The 21,562-nt window shown below is 66.1% G+C and carries 19 protein-coding genes and 1 pseudogene; 15 read left to right on the top strand and 5 right to left on the bottom strand.

Annotated features, from left to right (window positions below):
• The first annotated feature begins 35 nt into the window (after positions 1-35).
• The 3 genes from aspS (at position 36) to QP164_RS05750 (ending at position 4,254) form a co-directional block, all read left to right on the top strand.
• Entirely contained in the window at positions 36-1,859 is a 1,824-nt protein-coding gene (gene aspS, locus QP164_RS05760) for an aspartate--tRNA ligase (protein WP_333922488.1), read from the top strand.
• A 215-nt stretch (positions 1,860-2,074) separates the two neighbouring features.
• Entirely contained in the window at positions 2,075-3,481 is a 1,407-nt protein-coding gene (locus QP164_RS05755; RefSeq protein ID WP_333922487.1) for an APC family permease, read from the top strand.
• Positions 3,478-4,254 carry a polyphosphate kinase 2 family protein gene (locus QP164_RS05750; RefSeq protein ID WP_333922486.1) on the top strand — a complete coding sequence of 259 codons (777 nt, stop codon included), beginning with the start codon at positions 3,478-3,480 and terminating at the stop codon, positions 4,252-4,254. The genes QP164_RS05755 and QP164_RS05750 overlap by 4 nt, the downstream gene beginning before the upstream one ends.
• 4 nt (positions 4,255-4,258) lie before the next feature.
• Here QP164_RS05750 and QP164_RS05745 read toward each other — a convergent pair whose 3' ends face one another.
• Positions 4,259-4,900 carry a carbonic anhydrase gene (locus QP164_RS05745; protein ID WP_333924193.1) on the bottom strand — a complete coding sequence of 214 codons (642 nt, stop codon included), beginning with the start codon at positions 4,898-4,900 and terminating at the stop codon, positions 4,259-4,261.
• Between the two features lie 174 nt (positions 4,901-5,074).
• Between QP164_RS05745 and lipA the strand changes: the two genes are divergently transcribed.
• Together lipA and QP164_RS05735 are read left to right on the top strand one after the other, a co-directional pair.
• A complete protein-coding gene (lipA, locus tag QP164_RS05740) occupies positions 5,075-6,001 on the top strand; it encodes a lipoyl synthase (RefSeq protein ID WP_120300234.1) in 927 nt (308 codons plus the stop codon).
• Entirely contained in the window at positions 6,001-6,474 is a 474-nt protein-coding gene (locus QP164_RS05735; protein WP_333922485.1) for a type II toxin-antitoxin system RatA family toxin, read from the top strand. The genes lipA and QP164_RS05735 overlap by 1 nt, the downstream gene beginning before the upstream one ends.
• Here QP164_RS05735 and QP164_RS05730 read toward each other — a convergent pair.
• The 3 genes and pseudogenes from QP164_RS05730 to QP164_RS05720 all read right to left on the bottom strand — a co-directional run bounded on the left by QP164_RS05730 (position 6,420) and on the right by QP164_RS05720 (position 8,605).
• Positions 6,420-6,935, bottom strand: coding sequence for a CinA family protein (locus tag QP164_RS05730; RefSeq protein ID WP_056048893.1), 516 nt, complete (start codon positions 6,933-6,935; stop codon positions 6,420-6,422). The two genes, QP164_RS05735 and QP164_RS05730, sit on opposite strands and share 55 nt — an antisense overlap.
• A 45-nt stretch (positions 6,936-6,980) precedes the next feature.
• Entirely contained in the window at positions 6,981-7,409 is a 429-nt protein-coding gene (locus QP164_RS05725) for a hypothetical protein (RefSeq protein ID WP_333922484.1), read from the bottom strand.
• A gap of 46 nt (positions 7,410-7,455) precedes the next feature.
• Positions 7,456-8,605 (bottom strand): annotated as a pseudogene (locus QP164_RS05720) (bifunctional 2-C-methyl-D-erythritol 4-phosphate cytidylyltransferase/2-C-methyl-D-erythritol 2,4-cyclodiphosphate synthase).
• A gap of 91 nt (positions 8,606-8,696) precedes the next feature.
• On the opposite strand from QP164_RS05720, the gene dusB reads away from it, so the two are divergent.
• From dusB to hflX, 7 genes are all read left to right on the top strand, one after another.
• The gene (dusB, locus tag QP164_RS05715; protein ID WP_333922483.1) at positions 8,697-9,695 is read left to right on the top strand and encodes a tRNA dihydrouridine synthase DusB; all 999 of its coding nucleotides are present in this window, start codon (positions 8,697-8,699) and stop codon (positions 9,693-9,695) included.
• Positions 9,682-10,746, top strand: coding sequence for a two-component system sensor histidine kinase NtrB (locus QP164_RS05710; protein WP_333922482.1), 1,065 nt, complete (start codon positions 9,682-9,684; stop codon positions 10,744-10,746). The genes dusB and QP164_RS05710 overlap by 14 nt, the downstream gene beginning before the upstream one ends.
• On the top strand, positions 10,743-12,194 hold the full coding sequence (ntrC, locus tag QP164_RS05705; protein WP_333922481.1) for a nitrogen regulation protein NR(I): 1,452 nt from the start codon (positions 10,743-10,745) through the stop codon (positions 12,192-12,194). The genes QP164_RS05710 and ntrC overlap by 4 nt, the downstream gene beginning before the upstream one ends.
• Positions 12,195-12,246: 52 nt before the next feature.
• Positions 12,247-14,499, top strand: coding sequence for a sensor histidine kinase (locus QP164_RS05700; RefSeq protein ID WP_333922480.1), 2,253 nt, complete (start codon positions 12,247-12,249; stop codon positions 14,497-14,499).
• A 21-nt stretch (positions 14,500-14,520) separates the two neighbouring features.
• Positions 14,521-15,897, top strand: a complete 1,377-nt coding sequence (ntrX, locus tag QP164_RS05695; protein ID WP_132734059.1) for a nitrogen assimilation response regulator NtrX — start codon at positions 14,521-14,523, stop codon at positions 15,895-15,897.
• Between the two features lie 87 nt (positions 15,898-15,984).
• Positions 15,985-16,551, top strand: coding sequence for an RNA chaperone Hfq (gene hfq / locus QP164_RS05690; protein WP_443027477.1), 567 nt, complete (start codon positions 15,985-15,987; stop codon positions 16,549-16,551).
• Positions 16,548-17,840 (top strand): GTPase HflX, encoded by a 1,293-nt coding sequence (hflX, locus tag QP164_RS05685; RefSeq protein WP_333922478.1) that lies wholly within the window; start codon positions 16,548-16,550, stop codon positions 17,838-17,840. The genes hfq and hflX overlap by 4 nt, the downstream gene beginning before the upstream one ends.
• Here hflX and mazG read toward each other — a convergent pair.
• Positions 17,821-18,555: a nucleoside triphosphate pyrophosphohydrolase gene (gene mazG / locus QP164_RS05680; RefSeq protein ID WP_333922477.1), complete on the bottom strand. Its 735-nt coding sequence runs from the start codon at positions 18,553-18,555 to the stop codon at positions 17,821-17,823. The genes hflX and mazG overlap by 20 nt on opposite strands.
• 290 nt (positions 18,556-18,845) lie before the next feature.
• Here mazG and QP164_RS05675 point away from each other — a divergent pair, with 290 nt between their 5' ends.
• The 3 genes from QP164_RS05675 to QP164_RS05665 are packed head-to-tail and all read left to right on the top strand — an operon-like array spanning position 18,846 to position 21,561.
• Positions 18,846-19,523 carry an ABC transporter ATP-binding protein gene (locus QP164_RS05675; protein WP_132734065.1) on the top strand — a complete coding sequence of 226 codons (678 nt, stop codon included), beginning with the start codon at positions 18,846-18,848 and terminating at the stop codon, positions 19,521-19,523.
• Complete coding sequence (locus QP164_RS05670; protein WP_333922476.1) at positions 19,520-20,989, top strand: ABC transporter permease; 1,470 nt, start codon at positions 19,520-19,522, stop codon at positions 20,987-20,989. The genes QP164_RS05675 and QP164_RS05670 overlap by 4 nt, the downstream gene beginning before the upstream one ends.
• Positions 20,989-21,561 (top strand): hypothetical protein, encoded by a 573-nt coding sequence (locus QP164_RS05665; RefSeq protein WP_333922475.1) that lies wholly within the window; start codon positions 20,989-20,991, stop codon positions 21,559-21,561. Before QP164_RS05670 ends, QP164_RS05665 begins: the two co-directional genes overlap by 1 nt.
• Position 21,562 lies beyond the last annotated feature (1 nt).

Here is a 21,562-nt window from a genome sequence, read left to right as displayed (position 1 = left end):
ACGAGATGCTGGGACGACGTATGAGAGACAGAGACATGCACGCCTATCGCACCCACAACTGCGCCGCCCTCCGCCCCGAACAGGTCGGCGAAGAGGTCCGCGTCTCCGGCTGGGTCCACAAGAAGCGCGATCACGGCGACCTCGTCTTCATCGATCTCCGCGATCACTACGGCATCACGCAGATCGTCACTGACGTGTCTGGCCCGGTCTTCAAGGTCATCGAGGGCCTGAAGAGCGAGAGCGTGGTGACGATCACCGGCAAGGTGACCGCACGTGCGCCGGAAGCCGTGAACCCGAACCTGCCGACCGGCGGGATCGAGATCCGCGCGACCGCCGCGACCGTCCAGTCGATGGCCGGCGAGCTGCCGATGCCGGTCGCGGGCGAGGCCGAGTATCCCGAGGATATCCGCCTGCGCTATCGGTACCTCGATCTGCGTCGTGAGCGGCTGCACGCGAACATCATGCTCCGCAGCCAGGTGATCACGTCGCTGCGCAACCGGATGAATTCGCAAGGGTTCACCGAATTCCAGACGCCGATCCTGACCGCATCGAGCCCCGAGGGCGCACGCGATTACCTGGTGCCGAGCCGCGTCCATCCCGGCAAGTTCTACGCGCTCCCGCAGGCTCCGCAGATGTTCAAGCAGCTGCTGATGGTCGCCGGCTTCGACCGCTACTTCCAGATCGCGCCCTGCTTCCGCGACGAGGACGCGCGCGCCGATCGCTCGCCGGGCGAATTCTACCAGCTCGATTTCGAGATGAGCTTCGTCACACAGGACGACGTGTTCGCGGCAATCGAGCCCGTCCTTCACGGCGTGTTCGAGGAGTTCGCCGACTGGCAGGGCAAGGGACGTCAGGTCTCCGCGCTCCCGTTCAAGCGCATCCCCTACCGCGAATCGATGCTGAAGTACGGCAGCGACAAACCCGACCTGCGCAACCCGATCCTGATCCACGACGTCGGCCATCACTTCGTCGATTCGGGCTTTGGTCTGTTCGCGGGCATCGTCGCGGGCGGTGACGTGGTCCGCGCGATCCCCGCGCCGAACACCGCCGACAGGAGCCGCAAATTCTTCACCGACATGAACGACTGGGCGCGCGCCGAGGGCCATGCCGGGCTCGGTTACATCACCCAGAAGAACGGTGAACTCGGCGGCCCGATCGCCAAGAACCACGGCGAGGAGGCGACCCGGAAGCTAATCGCCGAGATGGGTCTCGGCCCGAACGACGGCATCTTCTTCGCCGCCGGCAAGGAACTGCCCGCCTCGAAGCTGGCGGGCGCCGCCCGTGCGCGGATCGGCGCAGACCTCGGCCTGATCGACGAGAACCGGTTCGAGTTCTGCTGGATCGTCGATTTCCCGATGTTCGAATATGACGAGGACGCCAAGAAGGTCGATTTCAGCCACAACCCGTTCTCGATGCCGCAGGGCGAGATGGACGCGCTGGAAAACAAGGATCCGCTCGATATCCTGGCCTATCAGTACGATATCGTCTGCAACGGCGTCGAGCTGTCGTCGGGCGCGATCCGGAACCATCGTCCGGAGATCATGTACAAGGCGTTCGAGATCGCCGGGTACACGCAGGCTGATGTCGACACGAACTTCGCCGGCATGATCAACGCGTTCAAGGTCGGCGCACCGCCGCATGGTGGCTCGGCACCGGGGATCGACCGGATGGTGATGTTGCTCGCGGGCGAACCGAACATCCGCGAGGTCGTGCTGTTCCCGATGAACCAGAAGGCCGAGGATTTGATGATGGGCGCGCCGAGCCCGGTCAGTGCCAAGCAGCTGAAGGAACTCAACATCCGCCTGACGGTGGATGGTCCGAAGGACGCAACTAAGGTGGTCGCGCCGAGCGCTGGGTAACGTCTCTCTGTCCCTCGCCCCTACGGGGAGAGGGAAGGAGGAGCCGCTTGGCGACGGGAGGGTGAGGGGCGGTTGGTGCGCGCCAACTTCCCCTCATCCTCTCACCCGCAAGCGCGGGCGGGCCCCTCCCTCTCCCCGAAGGGCGAGGGAAAGACGTCTCACGCTTCCTCAACCCCCTCAACCATGCAAATACCCCTGCACGATAAGGGGTTGGCATGCGCGACGATCAGATGACACCGGCGGCTGCGCCAACCCTCGTCCGCAACCTCGGCGTCACGGGCGTCCTGTTCCTCACCCTCTCCGTCGCGACCCCGGCATCGTCGGTGTTCGTCATCGTCCCCGGCATGCTCCAGGTCGCCGGCACCGGCGCAGTCTGGGCAACGCTGATCGCCGGACTCGTCTGCGTCGCGACCGCGTTCGTCTACGCCGAACTCTCCTCTGCCTGGCCGGTCGCAGGCGGCGAGTATGTCGCGGTCGCGCATACGCTCGGGCCGATGGCGGGGTTCGTCATGCTCGGCGTCAACGTCTTCAACAACCTGCTCTTCCCCCCGGTCGCAGGCCTGGGCGTCAGCGCGGTGCTCGGCACGCTGACGCCCGGCCTGCCGCAGATCCCCATCGCTATCGCCGTGGTCGCAGGGTCGACGCTGGTCGCGATCCTCCAGATCCGCGTCAACGCGTGGCTCACCGGGCTCTTCCTGCTGGTCGAAATGCTGGCGATCCTCGCGGTCGTCTGGCTCGGATTCGCCGACGCCGTGCGCCCGTTCGGCGACCTGCTCCTCCACCCGGTGATGCCGCAAGCTGGCGCGCTCATCCCCGCGTCCGCCGCCTCGATCGGCCTCGCCACCTCGATCGCGATCTTCGCACTCAATGGCTATGGCGCCGCGGTGTATTTCGGCGAAGAGATGCTCGAGGCCCCCCGACTGATCGCGCGCGCGATCATGGCCTCGCTCGCGCTGACGCTGCTGTTCGAGGGCATCCCGATCGTCGCGGTCCTCGTCGGTGCACCAGACCTCCACGCCACGCTTACCGCCGACGACCCGTTCGGCCTCCTCGTCACCCTCCGCAGCGGCACCACGACGGCGAACTGGATCTCGATCGGCGTCGTCGTCGCGATCGTCAACGCGGTGATCGCCTGCATCCTCGCCTGCGCGCGCTTCTTCTACGGCACCGCGCGCGACGGGAGCTGGGGGCGTCCGCTCGATCGGTGGATGACGCAGGTCCACCCGAAGTTCGGCTCGCCCTGGGTCGGCACGCTGCTGGTCGGCGGGTTCGGGATCGTCGCGTGCTTTCTGCCGCTCCAGTTGCTGCTGGTGCTCAGCGGCACCGGCCTCGTCGCGATCTACACGGGCATCTGCGTCGCGGCGATCGTCGGCAGGCGTACCGGCAAGACCGCCCACGCCCCCTACCAGATGCCGTTCTACCCAATCGCTCCGGTGGTGACGCTGCTCGCGCTCGGCTATGTCTGCTGGACGAGTTGGCTCGATATCGAGGAGGGACGCCCCGGTTTGATCATGACGGGCGCGCAGATCCTGCTGTCGATCGCCTATTATTGGTTCATCCTGCGCCGACGGGGCGCCTGGAACGTTCAGATCCCGACCCTTGCGACGGAGCGCGATGCATGACGATACACTTGGCCGATTACGAAGCTGGCGACGAATACGACGGCAAGTACAAGCACGACCTCGCCGCGCTGCAAAAGCGGCTCGAACATATCCAGGTCGCGCACATCGTCGGCGGTACGCGGGCGATCGTCATGTTCGAAGGATGGGACGCAGCAGGGAAGGGCGGCATCATCCAGCGCCTGTCCGCCGAATGGGATCCGCGCAACTACAAGGTCTGGCCGATCTCGGCGCCGACTGCGGACGAGAAGGCGCATCATTTCCTCTGGCGCTTCTGGAACCGGCTGCCCGCGAACGGCAACATCGCGGTGTTCGACCGCAGCTGGTACGGCCGCGTCCTGGTCGAGCGCGTCGAGGGGTTCGCCAGCGAAACCGAATGGCGTCACGGTTACGACGAGATCAACGCGTTCGAGGCGCAACAGGTCGAGAGCGGCACCACCCTCATCAAGCTGTTCATCCACACCACGCAGAAGGAACAGGACCGCCGATTGAAGGCGCGGCTCGACGATCCATGGAAGCACTGGAAGACCGGGCTCGATGATTTCCACAACCGGTCGCGCCGTGAAGACTATCTGGAGGCGATGGCCGAGATGTTCGCGCGCACCGACACCGCGACCGCGCCGTGGACCGTGATCGACGGCAACGACAAAAAGGCGGCCCGGATCGCAGCGCTGACGCTGATCGCGGACCGCCTCGAAGCCGGCGTGTCGATGGTGCCGCCACCGCTCGACCCGAAGGTCAAGAAGGTGGCGGAGAAGGCGTTTGGCCTTCGCTGACGCGTTAGGCTTTAGCGGACTTGGCCTCCGCTGCCTCGGCCTGAATGAACTCGTCATCCTCGTTGAGCAGCAGCATCTGACCCTTGTCGATGCCGAAATAGGCACCGCGCAGGGCCAGCGTGCCGGCGGCTTCTGCCTCGGTCACGAACGGGAAGGTGCGGAGGTTGGCGATCGAGGTCCGGACGGATTCGAGTTCCATCTCGCGGCCGGCCTCGGCACCTTCACCGTACTTCGCGATGACCTTCTCGCGGGCACCGTCGAGCAGACTGACCCAGTCGGACACGAAGCCGCCTGCACCGTGATCGGCATCGGCAAACGCCTGCGTCAGCGCGGCCTTGCAGCCACCGCACTTCTCGTGGCCCATCACGACGATCTCTTCGACCTTCAGCTGCGTAACCGCGAACTCGATCGCCGCGGAGACGCCGTGATAACCACCACCGGTTTCGAACGGCGGGACGAGGTTGGCGACGTTGCGGACGACGAACACTTCGCCCGGCAGCGTATCGAAAATCTGCGCGGGTTCGACGCGGCTGTCGGAGCAGGCGATGATCATCACCTTGGGGCTCTGGCCGTCCTGCAGTTCCTTCCAGCGCTCGCGCTGCTCCTCCCAGGGGCCGTCCTTGAAGCGGTGATAGCCTTCGATCATTTCCGGAAAGTGAGTTGGCACGGTTAGCCTTCCATATCAGTTTGCGATGCAACATGACAAACTTGTCATGTTGAAACTGGTTCCATGATTTTATCCGGTTCGTCCGATGGTTCCAACCCGCCGACATGGCCCGCCACCATTGTCTCAACGGCCGGGCGGGGCTATCTGGCGTGCATGAACGACATGACCCCGATGGCTGCGCCGGTCCGTGCGCGCAAGCCCGACTGGATCCGCGTCAAGGCGCCGACCTCCGCTGGCTTCGCAAAGACGCGCGAGTTGATGCGCTCGAAAAGCCTCACCACCGTATGCGAAGAGGCCGCTTGCCCGAACATCGGCGAATGCTGGTCGAAGAAGCATGCGACGGTCATGATCCTCGGCGACACCTGCACGCGGGCGTGCGCGTTCTGCAACGTCAAGACCGGCATGCCGCGCGCAGTCGACCGGATGGAGCCGCAGAACGTCGCGGATGCCGCCGCGCAAATGGGGCTCAACCACATCGTCATCACCTCGGTCGATCGTGACGATCTGCCCGATGGCGGTGCGTCGCAGTTCGTCAAGGTGATCCAGGCGATCCGTGCGTCGAACCCGACCACGACGATCGAGATCCTGACTCCCGACTTCCGCAACAAGGCGCAGGCCGCGATCGAGTCGATCGTCGAGGCGCGCCCCGACGTCTACAATCACAACCTCGAGACGGTGCCGCGGCTCTATCCGACGATCCGCCCCGGCGCGCGCTACTATGCGTCGCTGCGCTTGCTGGAGAGCGTGAAGAAGCATGATCCGTCGATCTTCACCAAGTCCGGCGTGATGCTCGGGCTCGGCGAGGAGCGGCTGGAGATTCATCAGGTGATGGATGACATGCGCTGCGCCGACATCGATTTCCTGACGATGGGCCAGTATCTCCAGCCGACGCCGCGTCACGCGAAGGTCGCCGAGTTCGTGCCTCCCAAGGCGTTCGACGCCTATGCCTCGATCGCCCGCGCAAAGGGGTTCCTGCTGGTCGCATCCTCACCGCTTACCCGGTCGAGCTATCACGCGGGCGATGATTTCGAACGGTTGCGCGCTAACCGTGACGCCAAGCTGGGCGTCGCGCGCATCTGATGCCGAAGCATTCGGAAACGCGCCATTTGCCCTACACCCCTGAGCAGATGTTCGACCTGGTGGCCGATGTCGGTCGTTATGCCGAGTTCCTGCCGTGGGTCAGCGCGATGCGCGTGCGCTCGAACAGCGAGACCGAGACGCTCGCCGACATGATCGTCGGCTTCAAGGGCCTGCGCGAGACGTTCACCTCGCGCGTGCAGAAGGTGCGGCCGAGCGAACTCACCGTCGATTATGTCGATGGCCCGCTGAAATACCTCCGCAACGAGTGGCATTTCCGTCCCGAGCCGCAGGGCTGCGCGGTCGACTTCACCGTCGACTTCGCGTTCAAGAACCGGATGTTCGAGATGATCGCGGGGCAGGTCTTCGGTGCTGCACTGCGAAAGATGATCGGCGCGTTCGAGACCCGCGCCGCGGAGCTTTATGGCGCCGAAGCGTCCGGCAACAAGAGTTCGAGCGCGCACAACGCCGCCTGAAGCCGGATCCCACCGCGACCAAGATCGCCGAAATCCTTGCGATCGGCATGGACATCGGACGGGTCGCGACCCTTCTCGGCGCGACCGAACACGACGGTGCCGACCGGCTTCTTGAGCGAACCACCACCGGGGCCCGCAACGCCGGTGATGGCCACGGCGATATCAGCGCCCGACTGCTTGAGCGCGGCCTGAGCCATGCTCCAGGCAACCGCGATCGACACCGCGCCGAACGTCTCCAGCACATCCGAACTGATCTTCAGCACGCCGAGCTTGGCGGCGTTCGAATAGGTGACGAAGCCGACCTCGAAGACGTCCGACGAACCGGGAATCTCGGTCAATGCGGCAGCGACCAGCCCGCCGGTGCAGCTCTCAGCGACCGCGACTCGGCGGCCGATCGCGCGGTTCTGCTCGACCACTTTACGCGCGGCGTCGACCAGTTCGGCGGGAAGGATCGTATCCATCAGCGAGTCTCCACCGGGCAGAGCAGCATCGCCACCGCGGCAATATCACCGCTGCGCGACTTCTGGGATTTGAGGTACCGCAACGTCTCGACGACGATGCCCGCGGTGTTGCGCGGTGGCAAGGGCTGGAGCAGCGTCACCATCCGGTCGATCGTTCCGCAATCGCGCGTCGCGATCCGCCCGACGATCTGCGGTACCAGCAGCGTCGTCAGCAGCGGGCGTGCAAACTCCGAGATCGAGCAATGCGTCCACGGCGGGATCGCTGAGCTTGACGATCGCCGCGCGCGCCGCCGGCCAAGCCCGGTCGGACTCGATCTGATAGCGATCGATCAGCGCACTCGACTGCGACCGGATCAGACTGGCGGCGGGAAGCTGTGCCGCGCAGACACGTCCGGTCTCGCGCAGGATGTCGGGCATCGCGACAAGCGTCAGCGACTCGGCCTCGGGCCCGGTGATGCAGCGCGGTTGCGCCACTGCCGGGCTGGCGAGGAGGGCGATCCCCCAAGCGCTGCCGCGATCTTCAACGCGGCGATCCGGGCAGGCGAATGGTCGCTACCGCCTGCGCAGCAATGCCTTCGCCGCGCCCGGTGAAGCCAAGCCGTTCGGTCGTCGTAGCCTTGACGCTGACCCGGTCGAGCGTGAGCCCGAGCAGGTCGGCGATCCGTGCGGTCATCGATGCGCGATGCGGGCCGATCTTCGGCGCCTCGCACATGATCGTCAGGTCGACGAAATCGATCCGGCCGTTTTTGTCGGCGATCAGCTTGGCGGCATGCTGGAGGAACTGCGCGGAGTCGGCGCCCTTCCACTGCGGATCGCTCGGCGGGAAATGCGTGCCGATATCGCCCGCCGCGATCGTGCCGAGCAACGCGTCGGTCAGCGCGTGGAGCGCGACGTCGGCATCGCTATGCCCCGACAGCCCCTTGTCGTGCGGGATCAGGACGCCGCCGAGCCAGAGTTCTTCGCCGGTTTCGAGCCGGTGGACGTCGAAGCCCATCGCGGTGCGGGTCTCGTAGGCGACACGCGCTTCGGCGGCCGCGAAATCTTCGGGGTGGGTGACTTTCTCGAGCATCGCCGAGCCCTGCACCAACGCGACGCCGACGCCAAGCCGTCGCACCATCTGCGCATCGTCGGTGGCTTCTTCGTCTCCAGGCCAGACCGCGTGCGCGGCACGGAGTGCCTCCACCGCAAACGCTTGCGGAGTCTGCACCCGGTTGAGGTCCGCGCGAGGCACGACGTCACCCAGCAGGCCATTGCCGCGCGCGAGCGTATCGGTCACCGGGAGCACCGGGATCGCCGCGTCCCTGGTCTTCAAGGCGGCAACGAGCGAATCGATGACCGCGGCAGGCAGGAAGGGGCGGGCGGCGTCGTGGATCAGCACATGCGTGGCACCACCGGCTGCCACGACTCCGTTCGCGACCGACTCGCGCCGGGTCGCACCACCAACCACAATAGTCACATCGCGCCCCAGTGCGTCGATCGCCATCGCCTGCTGCCTTTCGGCCACGACGACGATCGTCTCGGCAATCGAAGGATGCGCAGCGAACGCGGCGTGCGAATAGGCGATCATCGGTCGCCCACCGATCCGCGCATATTGCTTGGGAACCGCCCCCGGCGCGCACGCCGGTTCCGGCGGCGACGATGATCGCGATGATACGCTGTCCCTGTGTCATCCCCGCGACCTAGCGGTTCGCCTCGACGCTCGCCAGTCTTGCGAAAAACCACCGGAGGAGGTAGGGCGATGCCTCTTTTTCAGGCACATCCATGCGTAACCTTGCTCCTATCCAGATCGGTCCCGTCCGGATCGAAAGCCCCGTTGTGCTCGCGCCGATGACCGGCGTCACCGACATGCCGTTCCGCACGCTCGTGCGACGCTATGGCTCGGGCCTCAACGTCACCGAGATGGTGGCGAGCCAGGCGGCTATCCGCGAAACCCGCCAGTCGTTGCAGAAGGCGGCGTGGGATCGGCTCGAGGAGCCGGTGTCGATGCAACTGATCGGCTGCACCCCCTACGAGATGGGCGAGGCCGCCAAGCTCAGCCAGGATCGCGGCGCGGCGATCATCGACATCAACATGGGCTGCCCGGTGCGGAAGGTCGTCAACGGCGACGCGGGCTCGGCGCTGATGCGCGACACCAAGCTCGCCAGCGCGATCATCGAGGCGACGGTCAAGGCGGTCGACGTCCCCGTGACGTTGAAGATGCGAATGGGCTGGTGCCACGACAGCCTCAACGCGCCCGATCTCGCGCGCATCGCGGAAGACCTCGGCATCAAGCTGATCACCGTCCACGGCCGCACGCGCAACCAGATGTACAAGGGCAGCGCCGACTGGGTCTTCGTCCGCAAGGTCAAGGACGCGGTCACCGTCCCGGTGATCGTCAACGGCGACATCTGCACCATCGAGGACGCGGAGGCGGCGATGGACCAGTCCGGCGCGGACGGACTGATGATCGGTCGCGGCTCCTACGGACGCCCATGGGTGCTCGGCCAGGTAATGGAATGGTTCGCCACCGGCCGTCGCATCGAAGACCCGTCGATCACCGAGCAATATGACGCGATCGCAGGCCATTACGAGGCGATGCTCGAACATTACGGGATCGAAACCGGCGTCAACATGGCCCGGAAGCATATCGGCTGGTACACCAAGGGGCTGCCCGGTTCGGCGGAGTTCCGCAACAAGGTCAACCAGGTGCCCGATCCCAAACAGGTCAAGGCGATGCTCGCCGAATTCTACGCGCCTTGGCGTGACCTTGCGGCGGCCTGACACCAGTTCACGCGGACGGCCGGGCTTTGCGGAGCTGTTCGCGGCGCTCCCGGTCGCGGTCGTCGTCGTCGATCCCGACCACCGTGTCGCGCACGCCAATGCGCTCGCCGAGCAACTGCTGAACCTGTCCGAGCGGTTGATGATCGGCCAGCCGCTCGACGCGATCATCCCGCCGCCCGACGATCCGCGCAACCGCGATGGGCACGGCCTGGCGGTTTACGACACCGAGATCGCAACCGCGCGCGGCGTGAAGATCCGCGTCGATTTTGCCGAGACGCAGATCGCGGACTATCCCGGCTGGCGCGCGATCACGCTACATTCCGCCGCGACCTCACGGCGCCTCGGCCATTCCGCCGACCGCGCGGCCGGCGCGCGCGCAGCCGTCGGCGCCGCAGCAATGCTGGCGCACGAGATCAAGAACCCGCTGTCGGGCATCCGCGGTGCCGCCCAACTGCTCGGCGCCGGTGAATTGACCACGCTGATCGTCACCGAGGTCGACCGCATCGCCGCGCTGATCGATCGGATGCAGGATTTCAGCGACACGCGGCCGCTGCCACTCGCCAGTGAGAACATCTATCCGCTGCTCGGCCATGCCCGCCGGCTCGCGCTGGCCGGGTTCGCACGCGGCATCACTATCGAGGAACGCTTCGATCCGTCGCTCCCGCCAGCCCAGATCAACCGAGACGCGCTGCTCCAGATCATCATAAACCTTCTCAAGAACGCCCGCGAAGCCGTTCGAAACGAACGCGAACCCCGCATTGTCATGACGACCGCCTACCGTCACGGGATCACCGTCAGCTCGGCGCCGGGCAAACCGCGCCTGCCGCTGCCGATCGAGATCTGCGTGTTCGACAATGGTCCCGGCGCGCCTGCCGATATCGCCGATCACCTGTTCGATCCGTTCGTTTCAGGTCGTCGCGAAGGGCAGGGGCTCGGTCTCGCGCTGGTCGACAAGCTCACGCGCGACATGGGCGGCATCGTCCAATATGCCCGCGAAGGAAATCCAGAGATGACCGTCCTCCGCCTGTTGCTGCCAAGGGCCGCATCGTGAGCACCGTCCTGGTCGTCGACGACGATGCCGCGATCCGCACTGTCGTCGCACAGGCGCTCCGCCGCGCAGGGCATGACGTCACCGTCGCCGACAGTCTGGCGCAACTCGAACGCGCGCTCGCGGCCTCGCTTCCCGACGTCCTCGTCACCGACGTCATCCTGCCGGATGGGGACGGCATCGACCACGTCCGCAGCGTCGCCGCGCGCTTTCCGCTGCTGCCGATCATCGTCCTCTCGGCCCAGAACACGCTGACCACCGCGGTCCGCGCGGCCGAAGTCGGTGCCTACGAATACCTCCCCAAGCCGTTCGACCTCGACGTCCTTACGCGTGCGGTCGCCGGTGCGCTTGCCCGTGGCGGCATGGTCAGCGAGGATGCGCTCCACGACGCGGATCGTGCACTCCCGCTGATCGGGCGCTCGGCGGCGATGCAGGACGTCTATCGGATCATCGCCCGGGTCGTCTCGAACGACCTGACCGTGCTGATCTCGGGCGAATCGGGCACCGGCAAGGAACTCGTCGCGCGCGCGATCCATGATCTGGGGCCACGCAGCGCGGCCCCGTTCGTCGCGATCAACATGGCCGCGATCCCGCGCGAACTGATCGAGGCCGAGCTGTTCGGTCATGAGCGCGGTGCGTTCACCGGCGCCGCGACGCGCAATGCCGGCCGGTTTGAACAGGCGTCGGGCGGCACGTTGTTCCTCGACGAGATCGGCGACATGCCGATGGAGGCGCAGACCCGCCTGTTGCGCGTGCTCCAGTCGGGCGAGTTCACCAGCGTCGGCGGCGCGCGGACGATCCGCGTCGACGTCCGTATCGTCGCCGCAACCAATCGCGATCTGGCATCGCAGGTCGCTAATGGCCAGTTCCGCGAAGACCTGTTCTACCGCCTCAACGTCGTGCCGATCGCGCTGCCGGCACTCCGCGAGCGACGGCAGGACATCGCCTTGCTCGCGCGCCACTTCCTCGATCACGCCGCCCTGCAAGGCCTGCCACGCCGTCAACTCGGCGGCGACGCGCTGACCGAACTGGGGGCGCACGACTGGCCCGGCAATGTCCGTGAACTTGAGAACCTGATGCGCCGTCTCGCCGTGCTGGCGCGTGACGAGGTGATCGACGCCGAGGCGATCCGGGCAATGATCGGCACCCAGGCGGCGTCGGGCGAAGCGGTCGAGATCGAGATCGGCCAGGCGGTGCGCGCAATGATCGACCGGATCGCGCGCGAAGACCCCGCATCGCTCGACGATGGCACGCTCTACGACCGCGTGATCGGCGAAGTCGAACGCCCGCTGATCGAGGCGATGCTCGCGCGTCACGGCCAGAATCAGCTTCGCGCGGCGCGCGCGCTCGGCATCAACCGCAACACGCTGCGCAAAAGGCTCGATACGCTCGGCATCCATATCGATAGCGGTGTCGATGCGCGGCGCGGTGACGAGGCGGAACGGCGCTGATCTTGTCATTATGTGGTTTCCTGGCAACGGTTGACGTTGTATCGGGGCAACGATGATCGCTTCCGCGACGCTACCGATGGATGATGACGGGCCCGCGCACCGGTTCGCGGTGACGCCTGCGGTCGAAGCGCTTGTGCTGGGCGTCGCGATCGCGATCGCCGTGGCCAGCTATTTCGTCATCACCGGCTCCGACGCGCCGCAGCGTCTGTTGGCCCCGCCGCTCGTCGCGCTGCTGCTCGTCGCCAATCTCGTGCCAGGAATCGCCCTGCTCATGCTGCTGGGGCGGCGCGTGGCGATGCGGCGTGCAGCACGCTCGCCGGTCGGCGGCGGCGGTCGTCTCCACGTTCGCCTCGTCGCACTCTTCTCGATCGTTGCGGCGGTGCCGATGCTGCTGGTGACGATCTTTGCGTCGCTGCTGTTCCAGTACGGCGTCCAGTTCTGGTATTCCGACCAGGCGCGCGGGATGCTTGAGAATGCGACCGGGCTCGCCCAGTCGTCCTACGCCCGCCAGCTCAACCGATGGCAGGAAGCCACCGTGACGATGGCGAGCGACATGTCCGCCTATCTCCGCGAACGCTCGCTGCAGAGCCCGGATTTTTCCGGTTGGTTCCTCCAACAAGTCTATTTTCGCAGCCTCTCGGAAGCGGCGTTGTTCAAACTGTCCCCCCAGCAGGGGATCCAGACGCTGGCGATCGTCAACCCGTACGAGATCGACTTTACGCGTCGCGTCACCCCCTCGGCGATCGCCGAGCTACGGTCGGGCAAGAGCGCGGTCGTGGCGGTGACGGGCGATCGTATCCAGACGATCACGATGCTGCCGGGATCTGACGAGCTGTTCCTCTATGCGGGCCGCGTCGAGGATACGAAATTACTGTCCGAACAGACCACGCGCGCGAACGATGTGCTGAAGAGTTATCGATCGCTTCTGGCCAGGGCGCGCAGCCTGCAACTGCAGTTCAATGCGGCACTGCTGCTGATCTCGTTGTTGATCGTCGGGATTGCGGTGTGGATCGCGCTGGCGGTCGCGGATCGCCTCGTCCGGCCGGTCGGCGAGCTCGTCGACGCCGCGCGCCGGGTGGCAGGCGGCGACCTGACCGCACGCGTGCCCGATCCGCGCAGCCGCGACGAGGTCGGCACGCTGGCCAACGCGTTCAATCAGATGACCGGGCAGCTGGAGGCGCAGAACACCGAACTCGTCACCGCCAACGGCCAGCTCGAAAGCCGCCGCGCGCTGATCGAGGCGGTGATGGCGGGCGTCTCCGCGGGCGTCGTCGCGACCGGACGCGAGCGGACGATCACGATCGCCAATGATTCGGCGACGACGTTGCTTGGCACCGATGCCGGCGGGCTGGTCGGTCGGCGACTGGTCGATGTCGCACCCGAGCTCGACGCGATGCTCGACGGTGGCGACCGCGAGGCGATCGTCGAGGTCGGGCAGGGTGGCGACGTCCGCACGCTGGCAGTGCGGATCGCACGACCTGCGACGGGCCCGATCCTGACCTTCGACGACATCACGCAGCAACTGCTCGATCAGCGCCGTGCGGCCTGGTCCGACGTCGCGCGGCGGATCGCGCACGAGATCAAGAACCCGCTGACCCCGATCCAGCTTGCCGCCGAACGCCTGCAACGCCGCTACGGCACAAAGACCGAGATGCAGGACGGTACCTTCTCGCGGCTGACCGACACGATCATCCGTCAGGTCGGCGATCTCCGCCGGATGGTCGACGAGTTCTCGTCGTTCGCACGAATGCCCAAGCCCGTCTTCCGCGAGGAATCGCTGGTCGACGCCGCGCGGCAGGCGCTTTTCCTGCACGAGGTGGCGCACCCCGCAATCGGCTTCCATCTGGTCAACGACGATCCCGGCCTGGCGCTGGTCTGCGACCGTCGCCAGATCGGCCAGGCGCTCACGAACCTCGTTAAGAACGCGGTCGAAGCCATTGAGGCAAAGGGTGAACCCGGTGGATCGGTCACCATGGCGCTGAGCCAGGATCCGGGCCGCAGCGTGACCATCGCGCTGGCCGACACGGGCATCGGCCTCCCCGTCGATCGGGACCGGATCATGGAGCCCTATGTCACGACGCGCGCGCGTGGCACCGGTCTCGGGCTTGCCATCGTCAAGAAGATCATTGAGGAACATTGTGGCACGATCGGGTTCTCCGATCGACCGGGTGGCGGCACGCTCGTCACCATGATCTTCGATATAAGGGCGCTCACCGCGCTCGACCAAGGGGGCCTGGATCAAGGGGGCTCGACGCAAGAGGGCCGCTACCCGAGGGGGCAGGGGATGGCCAACTCGCCACCATGACTCGCAACCGGACATGATTTGATGGCGCTCGATATTCTCGTCGTGGACGACGAACGTGACATTCGCGAACTGGTCGCCGGCGTCCTGGAGGACGAAGGCTATGCGACGCGCGATGCTGGCGACAGCGACAGCGCGCTAGAGGCGATTGCCGCGCGGCGACCATCGCTGGTGCTGCTCGACGTCTGGCTGCAAGGCTCGCGGCTCGACGGGCTAGAATTGCTCGACGAGATCAAGCGGCGCGATCCGTCGATCCCGGTGCTGGTGATCTCGGGCCACGGCAATCTCGACACCGCAGTCGCCGCCATCCGGCGTGGTGCCTCCGACTTCATTGAAAAGCCGTTCGAAGCCGAGCGCCTGCTGCTCATGGTCGCGCGCGCGACCGAGACCGAGCGGCTGCGTCGTGAGGTCGCGACGTTGCGAGCAACCGTCGGCCGCGAGACCGATCTGACCGGCAGCTCGGGATCGATCAACGGCGTCCGCGCCACGCTGAAGCGCGTCGCCGCGACCGGCAGTCGCGTGCTCATCATGGGCGGGGCAGGGGTCGGCAAGGAAGTCGCCGCGCGCCTGCTGCATGGCTGGAGCCTGCGCACCGACGCGCCGTTCATCGTCGTCAGCGCTGCACGGATGACTCCGGAGCGCGTCGATGAGGAGCTGTTCGGCGTCGAGGAAGCGGGTGATCTCGTCCGTCCAGGCCTGTTCGAGCAGGCACATGGCGGCACGCTGTTTCTCGACGAGATCGCCGACATGCCAATCACCACGCAGGCGAGGATCCTGCGCGCGCTGACCGACCAGAGTTTCACGCGCGTTGGTGGCACCCGAGTGGTCAAGGTCGACGTCCGTGTCGTCTCGGCGACCGCCCGCGACCTCGTCTTCGAGATCGCCGAGGGGCGGTTTCGCGAGGACCTGTATTACCGTCTCAACGTCGTTCCCGTGACGATCCCGCCGCTGTCGGATCGCCGCGAGGACATCCCTGCGCTGGTCCAGCATTTCATCGCGCATTACGCGTCCGAACGCCGCGTGCCGACGCCCGAGATCGCAGCCGACGCGATGGTCGCGCTGCAATCCTACGACTGGCCCGGCAACGTCCGCCAGCTGCGCAACGTCGTCGAGCGGACGATCATCCTCGCACCGGGCGACCGGATCGGCCGGATCGACATCGACCTTTTGCCCGCCGAAGTGCTTGGCGATCAGGGCGACATGGGCGCGGCGGGCGGCACCGCGATCATGGGATCGCCGCTGCGGGAAGCACGGGAGACGTTCGAACGCGAATATCTCCGCGTCCAGATCCGGCGCTTTTCGGGAAACATCTCGCGGACGGCGAGCTTCATCGGCATGGAGCGATCGGCGCTCCACCGCAAACTGAAGCTCCTCGGCATCACCGAAACACGCGACGAATAAGGCGCCGCAATTTCGCCCCCTCTGGAACTATTGCGGTGGCGATCATAGATCATATACGGTGCCCGGTAACCGGGTGCATCTCCGACGCTGGGAAACAGCGCCTTGCGGGCAAAGTCCCGCCAAAAACAAAGGGTTATCCCATTGGCCGATAAACCAGGCTCGCTTCAGGACCTCTTCCTGAACGCACTCCGGCGTTCCAAGACGCCGGTCACGATGTTCCTCGTCAAGGGCGTGAAGCTCCAGGGCATCGTCACATGGTTCGATAATTTTTCCGTGCTGCTCCGCCGCGACGGCCAGTCGCAGCTGATCTACAAGCACGCCATTTCGACGATCATGCCCGCCGGACCGATGGACGTGTCGGCAATCGTGGACGCGGTCGGAGAGAACCAGAAGAAGCATCCGCTGTTGCAGGACATTTTCCTCAATGCGGTGTGCAAGTCCGAAGACAGCGTGACGATGTTCCTGATCAACGGCGTCATGCTGCAGGGCCAGATCGCCGGCTTCGACCTGTTCTGCATGCTTCTCCAGCGCGAAGGCATGGCACAGCTCGTCTATAAGCACGCGGTCTCGACGATCCAGCCGGCGCGCCCGCTGAACCTCGCCGAGGAACCCACTGATACGGATGATGTCGATGACGCGGACCATGACGATTGAGTAGCGGTTTCGAACGCGATCGGGACGAGTTCACCCGCGGTACGCGCGCGATCGTGGTGTTGCCCGACCAGGGTGACGCATCGCGCGACGTCGATGCTCGCTTGGAGGAGACCGCCGGTCTCGCCGCGGCGATCGGCGTCGAGGTGGTCGAGCGGATCGCTTACCGCGTTCGTCAGCCCAAGCCGGCGACGCTGATAGGCAGCGGTCAGGTCGAACTGCTCGCGACCCAGGTGCGGATGGAAGAGGCGGGGCTCGTCGTGTTCGACGCGAGTCTCAGCCCGGTCCAGCAGCGCAATCTCGAAAAGGCGCTCGAGACCAAGGTCATCGATCGCACCGGGCTGATCCTCGAGATCTTCGGCGAGCGCGCAGCGACCGCCGAGGGCCGCTTGCAGGTCGAACTCGCGCATCTCGATTATCAGGCCGGCCGGCTGGTACGGAGCTGGACCCATCTCGAACGCCAGCGCGGTGGCTTCGGCTTCCTCGGCGGTCCGGGCGAGACCCAGATCGAGGCGGATCGCCGCCTGATCCGCGACCGGATGGCCCGGTTGAAGCGCGAATTGGAGCAGGTCAGCCGCACCCGTGGGCTTCACCGCGAGCGGCGCCAGCGTGCGCCGTGGCCAGTGATCGCGCTGGTCGGCTACACCAATGCGGGCAAGTCGACGCTGTTCAACCGGCTCACGGGCGCCGACGTGATGGCAGAGGATCTGCTGTTCGCCACGCTCGACCCGACGTTGCGGCAGATCCAGTTGCCCGGCATCGACAAGGCGATCCTGTCGGACACGGTGGGATTTGTCTCGGACCTGCCGACGCAGTTAGTCGCCGCGTTCAAGGCGACGCTCGAGGAGGTGGTCTCTGCCGATCTGCTCGTCCATATTCGTGACATCGCGCATCCCGATACCGAAGCGCAGCGCACCGACGTCGAGACCGTGCTGGCCGAGATCGGCGTCGACGAGAACACGCCGCGGTTCGAGGTCTGGAACAAACTCGATCTGCTCGATGCCGATACGCATGACGAGATCGCCGGCCAAGCCGCGCACCGCGACGACGTGGTCGCCATCTCGGCGCTGAGCGGGGAAGGGGTGGATGAGTTGATCCACCAGGTCGCCGCCAAGCTAACCGGCGCGCATCGTCGCTACAGCATTACGCTCGATGCGACCGACGGGGCGGGCGCGGCATGGCTGCATGCGCACGGTGAGGTGCTTGGCAGCTTGGATGACGAACTCGAGACGACCTACGACGTGCGGCTGTCGGAAACCGACTACGACCGGTTCATCCGCCGCGACGCTTGACCGATTGCCACAGGGCTTCCTTCTGATCGAGTGTCATGGCGGCGAAGGCATCGCCGCCATCGGCCTCGATCGCCCGGAACCGCGCCTCGAACTTCGCATTGCCGGCGCGTAACGCCGCCTCCGGATCGATGCCGAGATGACGCGCCCAGTTCGTCACTGCGAACAGCAGGTCGCCGACTTCTTCTGCCACGGTATCTGAGCCAGCTTCGCGAACTTCCTCGATTTCCTCAAAAACCTTCGCGAGCGGCCCTGCCGAATCGGGCCAGTCGAACCCTGTGCGTGCGGCGCGCTTCTGCAGTTTCTCGGCGCGCGACAAGGCGGGCAGGCCGATCGCGACTCCGGCCAAGGCGCTGGGATCGGACTTCTCCGCACGCTCAGCTGCCTTGATCGTTTCCCATCCCGGCGAGATCGCGGCATCGCCGAAGATATGCGGATGGCGGCGCTCCATCTTGTCGCTGATCGCGGCGACAACATCGGCCAATGTGAACGCGCCCGATTCCTCGGCGATGCGGCTGTGGAACACGACCTGGAGCAGCAGGTCGCCCAGTTCGTCCTTCAGATCGGCAGGATCGTCGCGTGCGATGGCATCGGCGACCTCATACGCTTCCTCGATCGTGTACGGCGCGACGGTCGACCAGGTCTGGACGCGATCCCATTCGCATCCGTCGACCGGATCGCGCAACCGCGCCATGATGGACACCAACCGTTCGATCATCGAAATCATCTGCCTGTCATCAACCTATCGTATCGCCATAGCGCGCGACGTCACCAAAGCGCGACGCTCATTGCGCTGCTGACAGGCAATTGGTGGCCGGGGATCACGAACGCTCTGTATCCGGTATCAATCTCACCATCTCTGCAAGATCGATAATATATATTATGTTAAATCAGTTATCGTATTTGGCGGGTGAGGCCCTTGCTCGTCCCGGCATATGCGTCGGAAAAGAAACCTAGCGCACCCTCGCGTCACTGTCGTAAGCTCGGCGCGCATGGCATGAGCGACGTATGATTGACGATAGCCTTCTGCGCGTTTCGGGTCTTGCAAAGTCGGTGCCCGGTGGTCGCGAACTGTTCCGCAATCTCGACCTGGTCGCCCAGCGTGGCCAGTTGATCGCGATCGTCGGCGAGAGCGGCGTGGGAAAATCTACGCTGCTCAATATCCTCGCCGGTCTCGACCGCGCCGATGCCGGGCATGTCGTGGTCGAGGGCGTCGATCTCGGATCGCTCGATGAAGCCGCGTTGACCCGTCTCCGCGCGACGCGGGTCGGCTTCGTCTTCCAGGCGTTTCACGTCCTGCCGTACCTGACGCTGCGTCAAAACGTCGCTTTGCCGCTCGCGCTCGTGTCCGCCGATCGCAAGGCGCTCGCCGCGCGCGCCGACGATATGCTCGATCGCGTCGGTCTCGGCGCTCGCGGCGACGGCTATGCGCGCGATCTGTCGGGTGGCGAATTGCAGCGCGTCGCGATCGCTCGCGCCTTCGTCCATCGCCCAGCAATCATTCTCGCCGACGAGCCGACCGGCAATCTCGATCCCGATACCGCGGCAAGTGTTCTCGACCTGTTCTCAACGGCAGTTCGCGAGGACGGGGCCGCGGCGATCATCGTCACGCATTCCGAAGCCGCCGCGGCGATTGCGGACGTCGTCCTGACACTGACCGCGACGGGTCTGGAACGGCGGCCGTGAGCCTCGTGTCGGCGCGGCTTGCGCTGGGTTGGTTGATCGGCGGGGAATGGCGTGCGCACCCTGCCCGGCTCGCCCTCACCGCGGTTGCGATCGCGATCGGCGTGGCGCTCGGCTTCGCGGTTCATCTCGTCAACGGGTCGGCGCTGACGTCGTTCGAAGGCGCGCTGCGGACCGTCAACGGCAGCGCGGATGTCCAGGTCAACGCGACCACACCGCTGGGCTTTGACGAGGCGCTGTACGCTAGGGTCTCGACTGCGTCCGGCGTCGCCGATGCAAGTCCGGTCGTCGTGCTACGCGCCACAGCCGGCAAGGCGCGCTTCACGCTGCTGGGTCTTGACGTGATTCGCGCGGCTCAGGTTACGCCGTCGCTGGTCGGCATCGCGCCCGCCGGGATCGACCGTCGCACCGACGACGCGTTCGATGAACAAGCGCTGTTCCTCTCGTCAGCGGCGATGCGCGCTATCGGCACCAAGCCGGGCGACAGGCTGACCGTCGCCGCCAACGGTCGGGCCACGCCGTTGCGCATCGCCGGTGCCCTCCCCGGCGTCGCGGAAGGCCAGGCGATCGGCGTCGTCGACATCGCCACTGCGCAGTGGCGGTTCGGCAGGCTCGGGCGGCTCGACCGGATCGACGTCAAGCAGGCCGATGGCGCATCCACAGCCGCGCTCGCCACGATTCTGCCGCGCGACGCGACGATCGGGACCAGCGCGAGCGATGCCTCGCGCAGCGACGCGCTGTCGCGTGCCTATCGCGTCAATCTCGACATGCTCGCGCTCGTCGCATTGCTGACCGGCGGCTTTCTGGTGTTCTCCGCGCAGTCGCTGTCGGTCGCGCGCCGGCTGCGGGCCTTCGCACTGATCCGCACGCTTGGCCTGCCACGCAACGGGATCGTCGCCACCGTCGCGCTCGAAGGTCTCGCGATCGGCGTGATCGGGTCGAGCCTTGGACTGCTGCTCGGTCATGCGCTCGCCTATGCCGCACTGACCCGGTTCGGTGGCGATCTCGGCGCAGGCTATTTCGCCGATGGCAGCGTCCGTCTGACCTTCGCCCCAGCCGCCGCAGTCGGCTTCTTCTCGCTCGGCCTGCTCGCAGCGGTCGCGGGCAGCGTCCTCCCGGCGCGCATCGCCGCCCGCGCCGCGCCAGCTGCGGCGTTGCGCAATGCGGGCGACGTGATCGATCCGCGCACGCCGGTCCCCTGGATCCCTGCCGCGGTCCTGATCGCGGTCGGCGGCGTCGCGGCGCTGCTTCCGGCGGTCGGCGGGCTGCCATTGTTCGGGTTCGCCAGCATGGCGCTGATCCTTGCAGGCGGCATCGCCGGCATGCCCTGGCTCGCGCGGACGTTGCTGAGCCCCTCGCCCGCCGCCCTGACCGCAACGTCGCGACAGGCCTCGCGATTCGTCATCTTCACGGCGCCCCCGGCCAGGCCGCCACCGCGCTGTGCGGGATCGTCGCCAGTACCGCGCTGATGATCGCGATGGCGGTAATGGTCACCAGCTTCCGCGGCGCGGTCGACGAATGGCTCGGCCAGATCCTGTCGGACGACCTGTATCTGCGGGTCGAGGGTGGCAACGGCTATGATCCCGCCGCGCAGGCGGTCCTCCGCGCGACGCCCGGCGTGGCCCGCATCGCGTTCAGCCGTCAGGTGCCGCTTACGCTTCGCGCCGATCGTCCGCCCGTGACTCTGGTCGCCCGTCCGGTCGCTGACGGCGAGGATCCGACGCTGGTATTGCTCGACAAGGCCGAGCGTCTCCCCGCCGGCACGACACCGATCTGGCTCTCCGAACCTGCCGCCCGGCTTTATGGCTGGAAGGTCGGCGCACCTGTCACGCTTCCGCTCGCCGGTCGCTATGCGGTCGCCGGGATCTGGCGGGACTATGCCCGACAGCAGGGAGCGATAGTGATCCGCGACACCGACTATGCGAAGGCGACGGGCGACCTTACCCGCACCGAGGCGGCGATCACGCTTCGCCCCGCCGCCAATTCCCGCGAAGTCCAACGCGCGCTCGCCGCCCGCTCCCTCGCGCGCTCGCCAGCCTGAT

It is taken from the genome of Sphingomonas sp. LR59, assembly GCF_036855945.1.
GTDB lineage: Bacteria > Pseudomonadota > Alphaproteobacteria > Sphingomonadales > Sphingomonadaceae > Sphingomonas.
This window is presented reverse-complemented; position numbering and strand designations above follow the sequence as displayed.

Bases quoted from the DNA above. Each gene is read 5' to 3' on its own strand.
- aspS (WP_333922488.1), top strand. From the start codon at position 36: ATGCACGCCTATCGCACCCACAACTGCGCCGCCCTCCGCCCCGAACAG.
- QP164_RS05755 (WP_333922487.1), top strand. From the start codon at position 2,075: ATGCGCGACGATCAGATGACACCGGCGGCTGCGCCAACCCTCGTCCGC.
- QP164_RS05750 (WP_333922486.1), top strand. From the start codon at position 3,478: ATGACGATACACTTGGCCGATTACGAAGCTGGCGACGAATACGACGGC.
- QP164_RS05745 (WP_333924193.1), bottom strand. From the start codon at position 4,900: ATGATCGAAGGCTATCACCGCTTCAAGGACGGCCCCTGGGAGGAGCAG.
- lipA (WP_120300234.1), top strand. From the start codon at position 5,075: ATGAACGACATGACCCCGATGGCTGCGCCGGTCCGTGCGCGCAAGCCC.
- QP164_RS05735 (WP_333922485.1), top strand. From the start codon at position 6,001: ATGCCGAAGCATTCGGAAACGCGCCATTTGCCCTACACCCCTGAGCAG.
- QP164_RS05730 (WP_056048893.1), bottom strand. From the start codon at position 6,935: ATGGATACGATCCTTCCCGCCGAACTGGTCGACGCCGCGCGTAAAGTG.
- dusB (WP_333922483.1), top strand. From the start codon at position 8,697: ATGCGTAACCTTGCTCCTATCCAGATCGGTCCCGTCCGGATCGAAAGC.
- QP164_RS05700 (WP_333922480.1), top strand. From the start codon at position 12,247: ATGATCGCTTCCGCGACGCTACCGATGGATGATGACGGGCCCGCGCAC.
- ntrX (WP_132734059.1), top strand. From the start codon at position 14,521: ATGGCGCTCGATATTCTCGTCGTGGACGACGAACGTGACATTCGCGAA.
- mazG (WP_333922477.1), bottom strand. From the start codon at position 18,555: ATGATCGAACGGTTGGTGTCCATCATGGCGCGGTTGCGCGATCCGGTC.
- QP164_RS05675 (WP_132734065.1), top strand. From the start codon at position 18,846: ATGATTGACGATAGCCTTCTGCGCGTTTCGGGTCTTGCAAAGTCGGTG.
- QP164_RS05665 (WP_333922475.1), top strand. From the start codon at position 20,989: ATGATCGCGATGGCGGTAATGGTCACCAGCTTCCGCGGCGCGGTCGAC.